General features: G+C 69.4%; 11 protein-coding genes. 7 read left to right on the plus strand and 4 right to left on the minus strand.

Translation table 11 applies throughout. The features are described from left to right. Nucleotides 1–102: 102 nt before the first annotated feature. The 3 genes from BV908_RS13240 (at nt 103) to BV908_RS13250 (ending at nt 2,846) form a co-directional block, all read left to right on the plus strand. Nucleotides 103–597 carry a MarR family winged helix-turn-helix transcriptional regulator gene (locus tag BV908_RS13240; protein ID WP_088888100.1) on the plus strand — a complete coding sequence of 165 codons (495 nt, stop codon included), beginning with the start codon at nt 103–105 and terminating at the stop codon, nt 595–597. A 49-nt stretch (nt 598–646) separates the two neighbouring features. After that, nucleotides 647–1,321 carry a response regulator transcription factor gene (locus BV908_RS13245; protein WP_011807082.1) on the plus strand — a complete coding sequence of 225 codons (675 nt, stop codon included), beginning with the start codon at nt 647–649 and terminating at the stop codon, nt 1,319–1,321. A gap of 79 nt (nt 1,322–1,400) precedes the next feature. Further along, complete coding sequence (locus tag BV908_RS13250; RefSeq protein WP_088888101.1) at nt 1,401–2,846, plus strand: sensor histidine kinase; 1,446 nt, start codon at nt 1,401–1,403, stop codon at nt 2,844–2,846. Nucleotides 2,847–2,926: 80 nt separating this feature from the next. On the opposite strand, the gene BV908_RS13255 is transcribed toward BV908_RS13250, so the two are convergent. Next, the gene (locus BV908_RS13255) at nt 2,927–3,853 is read right to left on the minus strand and encodes a LysR substrate-binding domain-containing protein (protein WP_047351239.1); all 927 of its coding nucleotides are present in this window, start codon (nt 3,851–3,853) and stop codon (nt 2,927–2,929) included. A 110-nt stretch (nt 3,854–3,963) separates the two neighbouring features. Between BV908_RS13255 and BV908_RS13260 the strand changes: the two genes are divergently transcribed. The 3 genes from BV908_RS13260 (at nt 3,964) to BV908_RS13270 (ending at nt 7,188) form a co-directional block, all read left to right on the plus strand. Next, a complete protein-coding gene (locus tag BV908_RS13260) occupies nt 3,964–4,929 on the plus strand; it encodes a tripartite tricarboxylate transporter substrate binding protein BugE (RefSeq protein ID WP_011807079.1) in 966 nt (321 codons plus the stop codon). An 18-nt stretch (nt 4,930–4,947) separates the two neighbouring features. Beyond that, nucleotides 4,948–5,886, plus strand: a complete 939-nt coding sequence (locus tag BV908_RS13265) for an N-formylglutamate amidohydrolase (protein ID WP_103738394.1) — start codon at nt 4,948–4,950, stop codon at nt 5,884–5,886. Between the two features lie 333 nt (nt 5,887–6,219). Then, the gene (locus BV908_RS13270; protein WP_103738395.1) at nt 6,220–7,188 is read left to right on the plus strand and encodes a tripartite tricarboxylate transporter substrate binding protein BugE; all 969 of its coding nucleotides are present in this window, start codon (nt 6,220–6,222) and stop codon (nt 7,186–7,188) included. Nucleotides 7,189–7,309: 121 nt separating this feature from the next. On the opposite strand, the gene BV908_RS13275 is transcribed toward BV908_RS13270, so the two are convergent. From BV908_RS13275 to BV908_RS13285, 3 genes are read right to left on the minus strand one after another with little or no spacing between them, the layout of a single operon-like run. Further along, the gene (locus tag BV908_RS13275) at nt 7,310–7,999 is read right to left on the minus strand and encodes a sporulation protein (protein WP_103738396.1); all 690 of its coding nucleotides are present in this window, start codon (nt 7,997–7,999) and stop codon (nt 7,310–7,312) included. Nucleotides 8,000–8,058: 59 nt separating this feature from the next. Then, nucleotides 8,059–8,916: a biotin--[acetyl-CoA-carboxylase] ligase gene (locus BV908_RS13280; protein WP_103738397.1), complete on the minus strand. Its 858-nt coding sequence runs from the start codon at nt 8,914–8,916 to the stop codon at nt 8,059–8,061. Then, on the minus strand, nt 8,913–9,554 hold the full coding sequence (locus BV908_RS13285; RefSeq protein WP_103738398.1) for an SET domain-containing protein-lysine N-methyltransferase: 642 nt from the start codon (nt 9,552–9,554) through the stop codon (nt 8,913–8,915). The genes BV908_RS13280 and BV908_RS13285 overlap by 4 nt, the downstream gene beginning before the upstream one ends. Nucleotides 9,555–9,664: 110 nt before the next feature. On the opposite strand from BV908_RS13285, the gene BV908_RS13290 reads away from it, so the two are divergent. Then, nucleotides 9,665–12,637 carry a DNA topoisomerase III gene (locus BV908_RS13290; RefSeq protein ID WP_103738399.1) on the plus strand — a complete coding sequence of 991 codons (2,973 nt, stop codon included), beginning with the start codon at nt 9,665–9,667 and terminating at the stop codon, nt 12,635–12,637. Nucleotide 12,638: the final 1 nt, after the last annotated feature.

Here is a 12,638-nt window from a genome sequence, read left to right on the forward strand (position 1 = left end):
GGAAACTGTTTCCAATGACAGGCTGGATGCTTGAACAGTAGTTTATGGGCGGTTGATGCGTTATCCAATCAATTTTTGGTCAGTTTGGCTGACAATATGCGGATGACCGCTCCCCCCAGCCTCGACGACCGCTGGCGCCAGACCCACCTGGGCCGCCTGCTGGGCCATGCCATGCGGCGCTTCGATGCGCGCGTGCTGCAGCTCATGGCGCGCGACGTGCAGGTGCCGCTGGCGCTGTCCAACCTCGCGGCGCGCGACCAGGTGAGCGCCGCGCACATCCACATCACGCGGCATCTGTCGCTGCAGGGGGACCGCCTCACCGACCTGGCCGAGCGCGCGGGCATGGCCAAGCAGTCCATGGCCGCGCTGGTGGAGCAGTGCGCGGCCTGGGGCCTGGTCACGCGCGAGCCCGATCCGCGCGATGCGCGTGCGCGCCTGGTGCGCTTCACGCCCACGGGACTGGCGTGGCTGCAGGCGTTTCGCGCGGCGGTGGCGCAGGCCGAGGGCGAGTTCCGCGCCGAGGTGGGGCAGGACGTGGCCACGGTGGTCGCGCTGGGCCTGGAGGCCTATGCCGGCGGCGAGGGCACGGCGGCCTAAAATTCAGGCAGAGCGCAGGCCGGCGCACGACAACCAGGAGAGACACCCCATGCGCATCCTCATTGCCGAAGACGACCAGGTGCTTGCCGACGGGCTGCTGCGCACGCTGCGCGGCTCGGGCGCCGTGGTGGACCATGTGGCCAGCGGCACCGAGGTCGATACCGCGCTCCTGACCAACAACGAGTTCGACCTGCTGATCCTCGACCTGGGCCTGCCCAAGATGCACGGCCTGGAGGTGCTCAAGCGCCTGCGCGGGCGCGGCTCGGCGCTGCCGGTGCTGATCCTCACGGCGGCCGACAGCGTGGACGAGCGCGTGAAGGGCCTGGACCTGGGCGCCGACGACTACATGGCCAAGCCGTTCGCGCTGTCGGAGCTGGAGGCGCGCGTGCGTGCGCTCACGCGCCGCGGCATGGGCGGCACCAGCAGCGCCATCCGCCACGGGCCCCTGGTGTACGACCAGGCGGGCCGCGTGGCCACCATCGACGGCAAGATGGTGGAGCTGTCCGCGCGCGAGCTGGGCCTGCTGGAGGTGCTGCTGCAGCGCGCCGGCCGCCTGGTGAGCAAGGAGCAGCTGGTGGAGCGCCTGTGCGAGTGGGGCGAGGAGGTGAGCAACAACGCCATCGAGGTCTACATCCACCGCCTGCGCAAGAAGATCGAGCGCGGGCCGATCCGCATCGCCACCGTGCGCGGCCTGGGCTACTGCCTGGAAAAGATCCCCGGCTGACGGGATCCGTGGATGCTCTGTTATTGATAGCTGCTTGCGCTTGATGCATAAGCGCTCGCGGCCAAAAACACCCACCACCTTGAAAATCTTCCAGCGCGAGCAGCGCTCCCTCTTCGGCGAAATCCTGGACTGGATGCTCACGCCGCTGCTGCTGCTGTGGCCGGTGAGCCTGGCGCTGACCTGGCTGGTGGCCCAGGGCCTGGCCAACAAGCCCTTCGACCGCGCGCTGGAGTACAACGCCCATGCGTTGGCGCAGCTCGTCACGGTGCACGACGGCAAGGTGCTGTTCAACCTGCCCCAGCCCGCCAGCGAGATCCTGCGCGCCGACGAGTCCGACATCGTCTATTACCAGGTGCTCTCGCCCACGGGCGACTACCTCTCGGGCGAGCGCGACCTGCCGCGCCCGCCGCCCGAGGAGCAGGCGTTCTCCGGCGAGGTGCGGCTGCGCGACGCCGAGCTGCGCGGCATCGACATCCGCGTGGCCTACATCTGGGTGCGCGTGCCGCTGCCCGATGCGCCCGCCGCGCTGGTGCAGGTGGCCGAGACACGCGCCAAGCGCAGCGTGCTGGCCACCGAGATCATCAAGGGCGTGATGCTGCCGCAGTTCGTCATCCTGCCGCTGGCGGTGCTGCTGGTCTGGCTGGCGCTGGCGCGCGGCATCAAGCCGCTGCACCAGCTGGAGGAGCGCATCCGCGCGCGCAAGCCCGACGACCTCTCGCCGCTGGACCACAAGGCCGTGCCGATGGAAGTGGCGCCGCTGGTGGATTCGGTGAACGACCTGCTGCGGCGCCTGTCGGAATCCATGGCCACGCAAAAGCGCTTCCTGGCCGACGCCGCGCACCAGCTCAAGACCCCCCTGGCCGGGCTGCGCATGCAGGCCGACCTGGCGCAGCGCGAGGGCACCAGCACCGAGGAGCTCAAGCAGTCGCTCAAGCAGATCGGGCGTTCGTCCATCCGCGCCACGCACACCGTCAACCAGTTGCTGGCGCTGGCGCGGGCCGAGGGCGGCAGCGCCGTGGTGCAGCGCCAGCCGCTGGACCTGGCGCGGCTGGTGATCGAGGTGGTGCGCGACAGCGTGCCGCGCGCCATGGACAAGCACATCGACCTGGGCTACGACGGCGTCGAGCCCGGCACCAATGGCGTGTGGATGGACGGCAACCCCACGCTGCTGAAGGAACTGGTGCGCAACCTGGTGGACAACGCCATCAACTACACCCCGTCCAGCGCGCAGCAGCCCGGCGTGATCACCGCGCGCGTGCTGCCCGACCCGTTCAGCCATGTGCTGCTGCTGCAGGTGGAGGACTCGGGCCCCGGCGTGCCCGAGGCTGAGCGCGAACTGGTCTTCCAGCCCTTCTACCGCGCTCTGGGGACGGACGCCGACGGCTCCGGCCTGGGCCTGCCCATCGTGCGCGAGATCGCGCGCCAGCACGGCGCAGAGGTGGAGCTGGAGGACGTGCGCCCCGGCGCGGCCATGCCCGGCGCGCGCTTCAGCGTGCGTTTCGCGGCACGCGAATCGGGGCCATAGCGCTGCCGCTGTCCGATGCTATCGATTAAATAGCTGCTCGCGCTTGATGGGCAAGCGCTGGAGGTCATTTTGATGTGGATTCAAGCAGCCGGTGCGGCCGTGCCCGCCGCGGGGTCCGCCAGCGCCAGCAGCCAGTCGCGAAAGCGCACCAGCGTGGCCAGCTGCGCACGCGACTCGGGGTAGCACAGCCAGTAGCCCAGGTCGCTCGTGTAGCCGCCGCCGGGCAGCGGCTCGGTGACGGTGCCGGCGGCAATCTCGTCCTGCACCAGGCAGCGCGGCACCAGGGCCAGGCCCATGCCCACCGACACCGCGCGGATGATGGTCTGGAACTGGTCGAACTGCGGGCCGGCCAGCGGGTCCAGGCCGTTCACGCCGTGCGCCTCGGCCCAGTGCTGCCAGGCGCCGGGCACGCTCACGTGGCGCAGCAGCGTGTGGCGTGCCACGTCCTGCGGGCTGTGCAGGGGCGGCGCGCCGGCCAGCCCGGCGCGCGGGCCGATCAGGGCCACGTCGTTGCCCGTCAGGTAGTGCGCGCGTGCGCCCGGCCAATGCCCGTCGCCGAACAGGATGGAGCAGTCCAGCTCGGGGTCGGCAAAGTCGTAGCCGTGCACGTAGGGCACGAAGTGCAGCGTGATCTGCGGGTGCTGCGCACGCAGCTGCGGCAGGCGCGGAATCAGCCACTTGGCGGCCAGCGTGGGCAGCACCGACAGGTGCAGCGCGCCGCCCTCGTCGCCGCTGGTGATCAGCTCCAGCGTGGCCGCCTCCAGGCGGGCGAGCAGGGCGCTCACGGCCTTTTCGTAGCGCTCACCGGCGGGCGTGAGCGACAGGCGCTTGCGGCTGCGCTCGAACAGCGCAACGCCCACCCAGCGCTCCAGCTCCTGCACCTGCTTGCTCACCGCGCTCTGGGTGAGGTGCAGTGCCTCGGCCGCGCGCGAGATGCCCCCGAAGCGGGCCACGGTACAGAACGCCCGCAGCAGATGCAGCGGCGGGTGAAGGCGGCGCAGGATCATGGGATTTGCCGATCAAAACATTCCACAATGGAATGATAACAGGCACAGCTATTGCTTTTCCGTCCGCACCCCTTCGTTTATCTTTCGTGCACCATCAAAGGATTGAGTCCATGCAACGTCGCAAACTGATTGCCGCGCTGGCGGTTACCTCTGTAGTTTCTGGAATGACCTTCGCCCAGGACAACAGCCGTCCCCTGCGCATCGTCGTGCCCTTCCCGCCGGGCGGCGCCACCGACATTGCCGGCCGCTCGCTGCAGGAACCCCTGCAGCGCCTGCTGGGCCAGCCGGTGGTGATCGAGAACAAGGCCGGCGCGGGCGGCTCCATCGGCATGGCCGAGGTGGCGCGCGCCACCGACGGGCTGACCTTCGGCGTGGCCACGCTGTCCACCCACGGCGTGAACCCGGCCGTGCTGGGCAAGCTGCCCTACGACCCCATCAAGGACTTCGTCGGCGTGACCGAGATCGTCAAGGCGCCCGGCATCATCGTGGTCAACCCCAAGGTGCTGCCCGTCAAGGACTTCGCCGACCTCGTGAAGCACCTGAAGGCCCATCCCGGCAAGGTGGAATACGCGACGCCGGGCAACGGCACCATCGGCCACATGTGGGGCGAGCTGTTCAAGAGCGCCACGGGCACCAGCATGGTGCACATCCCCTACCGCGGTGCGGGTCCGGCCACCAACGACGTGCTGGGCGGCCAGGTGCCGGTGTACTTCGACCAAGTGGCCTCGTCGCTGCCGCACGTGAAGGCCGGCAAGCTCAAGGCCCTGGCCGTGTCCTGGCACGAACGCCTGGCCGTGCTGCCCGACGTGCCCACCTATGCCGAGCTGGGGTACAAGCAGGCCAACGATGCGTCGTGGTTCGGCCTGGTGGCGCCTAAATCCACCCCCGCGGCCCAGGTGCAGCGCGTGCAGCAGGCCGTGGCCCAGGCCCTCAAGGAGCCGGCGGTGCGCGATCGCCTGGCGGCCCAGGGGCTGTATGCGTCGGGCACCACGCCCGCCGAGTTCTCCGCGCAGATCGCGCGTGAAATTGACAAGATGAAACAGGTGGCAGCCTATGCCAAGATCAAACTGGATTGATTTCCACGGAGTGTGCCTATGCAAGCAGTGCTGAAACTGATCCACAGCCAGTACCTGCAGGCCGAGCCCGGCGCAGCCGGCGCCCCTGCGGCGCCGCCCGCTGCGTCACCCGCGCGCATGGTCTCCCGCATCGCGGGGCGCACGCCCCTGGTGCTGGATTCGCCGCACAGCGGCACCGTCTACCCCGCCGACTTCCGCGCTGCGCTGGACCTGCCCGTGCTGCGCCGTGCGGAGGACACCCACGTCGAAAAGCTCTACGCCTTCGCGCCCGGGCTGGGCGTGGGCTGGGTGGAGGCGCACTTCCCGCGCATCTACCTGGACGCCAACCGCGACACCACCGAACTGGACGCCACCCTGCTGGACGCGCCCTGGCCCGACCCGGTCACCGCCGACCCCGTGGTACTGCAGAAGGTGCGCCTGGGCAAGGGGCTGATCTGGAAGTTCACCGACGAGGGCGAGCCCATCTACGACCGCCCGCTGGGCGTGGACGAGGTGCGTGCACGCATCGATCGCTGCTGGCGGCCCTACCACGCGGCGGTGGCGGCCGAGATCGACGCCGCCCACGCGCGCCATGGCTACAGCATCCACCTCAACTGCCACTCCATGCCCGCCGTGGCCGCCAGCCACGCCACGCTCTACCCGGGCCTGCACCATGCCGACTTCGTGGTGGGCGACCGCGACGGGGCCACCGCCAGCCCGGCGCTGTCGCAGCAGATCTGCGCATTCCTGCGCGAACGCGGCTACAGCGTGGACTACAACCATCCCTACAAGGGTGTGGAACTGGTGCGCCGCTACGGCAACCCGGCGCAGCATCGCCACAGCATCCAGGTGGAGATCAACCGCAAGCTCTACATGGACGAGCAGACGCTGGACATCCTGCCGGCAGGGTTCGACCGGCTGCGCGCCGACCTGCGCGCGCTGGTGGAGTCTCTGCTGGCGACCGACCCGCGCGGCTGATCGCTGGCGGCGGCATTCAGGCGGCGGCCTCGGCAGCGAAGGGGCCGCGGTCGGCTGTACCGAGGTTCCCAACGCAAGGCCCGTTCCCATGGACGGGCCTTTGTCATTCCACGCGCTTGTGCAGGCCAGTGGCGATAAAAAACATAGCTGCTGGCGCTTACCAGGCAAGGGTGGATGCGGGATTCTTTCGCGGCGGCCACCGGGCGCCGCCGCGGTGTGCGCCGGCAGTGCATTCCGCATTGGAATGAGATGTGTCGCAACGCTCATTGGTCAGCGACCCGCGGGGTTACCAGAATGGTTTGTTACCAAAGACCAACCTTGAGGGAGCATTGCATGCAGCGTAGAGACATCCTGACACTGGCGGCCGCTGGCGCCATCCCCGGCCTGGCGAGCGCCCAGGCCTCCAGCAGCACCCTGCGGTTGGTGGTCCCCTTCCCGCAGGGCGGCGCCACCGACATCACCGCGCGTGTGCTGGCCGCGCCGCTGTCGCGCATCCTCGGCATGCCCGTGAAGGTGGACAACCTGCCCGGCGCGGGCGGCGCCACCGGCATGCAGGCGGTGGCCAAGGCCGCGGCCGACGGGATGACGCTGGGCGTGGCCACGCTCTCCACGCATGGCGTGAACCCCGCCGTGTACAAGAAGCTGCCCTACGATGCGATCAAGGACTTTGCGGCGGTGACCGAGATCGTCAAGGCTCCGGGCGTGCTGGTGGTGCACCCCAGCGTGCCGGCGCAAAACTTCGAGCAGTTCATCAAGCTGCTCAAGAGCCAGCCGGGCAAGATCACCTATGCCACGCCCGGTGCGGGCACCATCGGCCACATGTGGGCCGAGCTGCTGCAAAGCACCACCGGCACGTCCATGAAGCACGTGCCCTTCCGCGGCGCGGCGCCCGCCGTGGCCGACTTGCTGGAGGGCAAGGTGCAGGTGTACTGCGACCAGGTGGCGTCGTCGCTGCCGCACATCCAGGCGGGCAATCTGCGCGCGCTGGCCGTGTCGTGGAATCAGCGCCTGGCCGTGCTGCCCAAGGTGCCCACCTATGCCGAGCTGAGCCTGTTCACCAACAACGATCCGTCGTGGTTCGGTCTGGTGGCACCCGCCGGCACGCCCGCCGTCGTGGTCCGCGCGCGCCGCAACGCCGTCGCACAGGCGCTGGAGGAGCCCGCCGTGCGCAAGGCGCTGGCCGACCACGGGCTGTTCCCCTCGGGTTCGCTGCCCGCGGAATTCGGGGCCCAGATCCAGAAGGAAGTGGACAAGATGCGGCGCGTGAGCCGCTTTGCGCAGATCAGCTTGGACGCGGGCTGACGGCTGACGGCGGGCCGGCAGCAGCGCTGCCGGCGCGAAGGCCGCCATCCATCAAGGCTGCCGCGCGCCATGCCGCGCAGGCCACGGCGGCCGGCAAACCGCGCCGGCGGCGTGCCAGGGATCAGGCGCAGGGGCGCAGCGTCTTGCCGGCCAGCGCCGGCTGCAGCGTGGTGTCCAGGCGTGTGCGCAGCGTGTCGTTCACGGCCGGCAGGCGCAGCATGAAGCCGGGCGCGTCGGCGCGCTCCTGCACCACGCGCGCGGTGCGCACGCCCTGGTTGGCCAGCAGGGCCATGCCGCGCTGCGCGGCCTCCTCGGTGGAAAAGCGCCCCAGCGACAGCCCCGGCTCCAGTGCCGCGCCGGGCCGGTCGTAGGGGATCTTGAGCGTGCGCAACTCGGCGCGCTTCTTGGCCACCGCCTCTTCGTCGGGAAAGCGCCCCATGTACACCATCCAGCGGCCCGTGATCGGCGTGGGCTCCAGGGTCCAGCTGCCCTCGGGCAAGACGGCCGCCGCCTGGCGCAGCGCGTCGGCCTGGCGCGCGTCGAACACGCCCGCCTGCAGGCAGGCCGGGGGCTCCGGGGGCGCGGCGGCGGTTGCGGGGGACGACGCCGGGCCCGCCGGTGCCGCGGACGACGCGGCCCCCTTGCTGCCCTGGGGCAGCAGGCGCAGGTTCTGCGGGGCGATCTGCTGCTCCATGCGCTGCGGCTCGGACTCATCCACCGGCGCCAGGCCCCAGCCGCGCAGCAGCCCTTGCGACCAGGCGTAGTAGCCGGCGTTGGCCAGCAGCAGAAGCACGACGGCAAGGCGCAGCATGGCTCAGTCCTTCAGGGTGCGGGGGGCGCGCAAAAAGCGCGGGGAACGCGGCGTGGCGGTCATTGCGGGCGCACGCTGATCTCGGCGCTGGTGACGGGCTGCATGCCGCGCGCGGTGTGCACCAGCAGGGTGCCGTCCTCGGTCACGCCGTGGGCCGTGCCCTGCGTGCCGTCGCTCAGCGTGACGGCGCGCCCGGCCAGCAGGTCGCGCTGCGCAAAGCGCGCCTGGAAGGGGGCGAAGCCATGCTCGGCAAAACCCAGCAGCGCATGCACCAGCGGCGGCGCGATGCGCTGCAGCGCGCTGGCCGCGGTGAGCGTGGTGTCCACCTCGCGCAGGCACGCGGGAGGCGTGCGCAGCCCGTCGGCCAGCACGGGCAACACGTTCAGCCCGATGCCCACCACCACGTAGCGGCTCTGGCCCGCCATCAGCGGCGGCACGGCCGCGCCGGGCGCGGTCAGGGTGGCCGTCTCCACCAGAATGCCGCCGAGCTTGCGCCCATCCTGGAGCCACAGGTCGTTGGGCCACTTGAGCAGGACGCGCGGGTGCCCGCTGCCTTCGGGGGGCAGGACGGGCTGCAGCGCCTGCGCCACGCTCACGCCCACGGCCAGCGACAGGCCCGACCAGTCGTGCGGCGCCAGCGGCAGGCCCAGCGAAAACGTGAGCGCGGGCACCACGCCGGTGTCGCGGTAGGTGGCGGCGCTGTGCCAGTCGCGCCCCAGGCGGCCGCGGCCGGCGGTCTGCTCCTCCGTCACCAGCAGCGTGGGCTCCAGCCGGCCGTCGCGCGCGCGGCGCATGAGCTCGCTGTTGGTGGAGTCGATGCTGGGCAGGACCTCTACGGTGAAGCCGGGCAGCAGCGGCGCAATCGCCTCCCACAGGGCCTCGGCCGGCCAGCGCACGGGGGTGGCGGCGGGGCTCACCGCTGGGCGCTCCTGCGGCCCTGGCGGGGTTTCGCGGATTTGGCGGGCTTGCCGGCTTTGCTGCTGCCTTTGGCTTCCTGGGCCTTGCGGGTCTTTGGGGCCTTCCCGGCTTTTTCGGTGGGAGGTTGGGGCGCCAGGCCCGGCGGCGCCCAGCCGCGCTTGGGCGCCAGCAGGGTGCCGCGGCAGTTCTTGCTGCCGCACCAGCAGGGGTATTCGGCCTTCAGCTTGGGCGTGTAGCGCTCTTCGATGATCAGGCCGTAGTCGTAGTTCAGTTCCTCGCCCGCGCGGATGTTGCGCAGCGCGGTGATGAAGATGCGGCCGCCCTGCTCGTCGGCAAAGCAGTTGGGGTCGCAGCTGTGGTTGATCCAGCGCGAGGAATTGCCGCCGAACTTTGCGTCGATCACGCGGTCTTCATCCACGTGGAAGTAGAAGGTGTGGTTGGGCTGCGCGGGGTCGTGCGGGTGGCGGTCCTGGGCTTCCTGCCAGCTGATGACCTCGCCCGTGTACTCGACGAGGACCTCGCCCTCGGCAATGTCCTGCACGGCGAACACACCCTTGCCATGCACGCCCGAGCGCCGGGTCTGGATGCGCCGACCGGCGGCGGGCGTGGGGGCGGCGGTGGAAGCGGTGCGGGGCATGGGGAAACTCTGTTACTTTGAATGTGTGCACACATGCGTGCGCGTGCGCGCGTGTGAGGCGGATTGTAGAAGCGCCAGCAGGGCGCGGTATGGCGTAAGAGACCCACAAAATGACCAAAACACTGGTAATTGCAGAAAAGCCCTCGGTGGCGCAGGACATCGTGCGCGCCCTCACGCCGGTTGCCGGCAAGTTCGAGAAGCACGAGGACCATTTCGAGAATGAGCGCTACGTGGTCACCAGCGCCGTGGGCCACCTGGTGGAGATCCAGGCGCCCGAGGAATTCGACGTCAAGCGCGGCAAGTGGAGCTTTGCCCACCTGCCGGTGATCCCGCCGTATTTCGACCTCAAGCCCGTGGACAAGACCAAGAGCCGCCTGAACGCGGTGGTCAAGCAGGCCAAGCGCAAGGACGTGACCGAACTGGTCAACGCCTGTGACGCGGGCCGCGAGGGCGAGCTGATCTTCCGCCTGATCGAACAGTACGCCGGCGGCGCCAAGGGCGGGCTGGGCAAGCCCGTGAAGCGCCTGTGGCTGCAGAGCATGACGCCCCAGGCCATCCGCGACGGCTTCGAGAACCTGCGCAGCGACCAGCAGATGCAGGGCCTGGCCAGCGCCGCGCGCAGCCGCTCCGAGGCCGACTGGCTGGTGGGCATCAACGGCACGCGCGCCATGACGGCCTTCAACTCGCAGGGCGGCGGTTTCTTTTTGACCACCGTGGGCCGCGTGCAGACGCCCACGCTGTCGCTGGTGGTGGAGCGCGAGGAAAAAATCCGCAAGTTCGTCAGCCGCGACTACTGGGAAATCCACGCGGGCTTTCATGCCGAGGCCGGCGAATACCTGGGCAAGTGGTTCGACCCCAAGTGGAAGAAGAGCGACGACCCCGAGGCCCGCGCCGACCGCGTCTGGTCGTACCACCAGGCCAAGGAGATCGCCGACGCCGTGCGCGGCAAGGCCGCCACGGTCACCGAGGAGAGCAAGCCCACGACCCAGGCCAGCCCGCTGCTGTTCGACCTGACCAGCCTGCAGCGCGAGGCCAACGGCAAGTTCGGCTTCTCCGCCAAGACCACGCTGGCCCTGGCGCAAAGCCTGTACGAGCGCCACAAGGCGCTGACCTACCCGCGTACCGACTCGCGCGCGCTGCCCGAGGACTACCTGCCCGTGGCCAGGCAGACCTTCGGCATGCTGGCCGGCAGCGGCATGCGCCACCTGGCGCCGTTCGCGCAGCAGGCGCTGGACGACGGCTACGTGCGCCCGTCCAAGCGTATCTTCGACAACAGCAAGGTGAGCGACCACTTTGCCATCATCCCCACCACGCAGGCCCCCAGCGGCCTGTCCGAGGCCGAGCAAAAGCTCTACGACCTGGTGGTGCGCCGCTTCATGGCGGTGTTCTTCCCCAGTGCCGAATACCAGGTCACCACGCGCATCAGCCAGGTGGTGGGCCACTCGTTCAAGACCGAGGGCAAGGTGCTGGTCAAGCCCGGCTGGCTGGCCATCTACGGCAAGGAAGCCGCCAACGAGGTCGAAGACGGCAAGGCCGGCGACAAGGGCCAGCCGCTGGTGCCCGTCAAGCCCGGCGAGATGACCCACACCGAGTTCGCCGAGGCCAAGGGCCTGAAAACCAAGCCGCCCGCGCGCTACTCCGAAGCCACGCTGCTCGGCGCCATGGAAAGCGCCGGCAAGCAGATCGACGACGACGAGCTGCGCGAAGCCATGCAGGAGAAAGGCCTGGGCACGCCGGCCACGCGCGCGGCCATCATCGAAGGCCTGCTGACCGAAAAATACATGCTGCGCGAGGGCCGCGAGCTGATCCCCACCGCCAAGGCCTTCCAGCTCATGACGCTGCTGCGCGGCCTGGATGTGCAGGAGCTGTGCCGCGCCGACCTGACGGGCGAGTGGGAATTCAAACTCGCGCAAATGGAAAAGGGCCAGCTGAGCCGCGAAGCCTTCATGCAGCAGATCCAGGCCATGACCGAGAAGCTGGTCAAGAAGGCCAAGGAATACGACCGCGACACCATTCCCGGCGACTACGCCACGCTGTCCACGCCCTGCCCCAACTGCGGGGGCGTGGTGAAGGAGAACTACCGCCGCTACGCCTGCGTCGGCCGGTCGGACGACGCTTCAGGTGCTGGCGCGGGCGGCAACGGCGAGGGCTGCGGCTTCTCGTTCACCAAGTCGCCCGCGGGCCGCACGTTTGAAACCGCCGAGGCCGAGCAGCTATTGCGCGACCGCCGCATCGGCCCGCTGGAGGGCTTCCGCTCCAAGGCCGGCTGGCCCTTCGTGGCCGAGGTCACCATTGCCCGCGACGAAGAGGCGGGTAACTACAAGCTCGAATTCGACTTTGGCGACGACAAAAACGCCGAGGAATCGGGCGAGATCGTGGACTTTGCCGGCCAGGAAAGCTTAGGTGCCTGCCCCAGCTGCGGCGTGCCCGTGTACGAACACGGCAGCAACTACGTGTGCAGCAAATCCGTGCCCACCGCCCAGCAGCCCACGCCGTCGTGCACCTTCAAGAGCGGCAAGGTCATCCTGCAGCAGCCCGTGGAGCGCGCGCAGATGCAAAAACTGCTGGCCACCGGCAAGACCGACCTGCTGGACAAGTTCGTCAGCATGCGCACGCGCCGCGCGTTCAAGGCCTTCCTGGCCTGGGACAAGGAGGCGGGCAAGGTCAACTTCGAGTTCGAGCAGCGCGAATCCAAATACCCGCCGCGCAAGACGGCTGCTGCAAAAACAGGAGCTGCCAGCGCACGTGGGACGGGCGCTGGAGCCGCAAAAGCCTCTAAACCCGCCACCAAGGCCGCCGCCAAGAAGGCCGCGGCCAAAACCACGGCCGCCAAGACCCCGCGCAAGGCCAGCACCGCCGCCGGCAAGGCGCCCAGCGCCCAACTGGCCGCCGTGATTGGCACTGAACCCGTGGCGCGCCCCGAGGCCGTCAAGAAGATGTGGGACTACATCAAGGCCCACAACCTGCAGGACCCGCAGGACAAGCGCACCATCGTCGCGGACGACAAGCTGCGCGCCGTCTTCGGCAAGGACCGCATCGGCATGTTCGAGCTGGCCGGCATCCTGGGCCAGCACCTGGCCTGAC

This window comes from Diaphorobacter sp. LR2014-1 (assembly GCF_002916785.1).
In the GTDB taxonomy this organism is placed as follows: Bacteria; Pseudomonadota; Gammaproteobacteria; order Burkholderiales; family Burkholderiaceae_C; genus Diaphorobacter; species Diaphorobacter nitroreducens.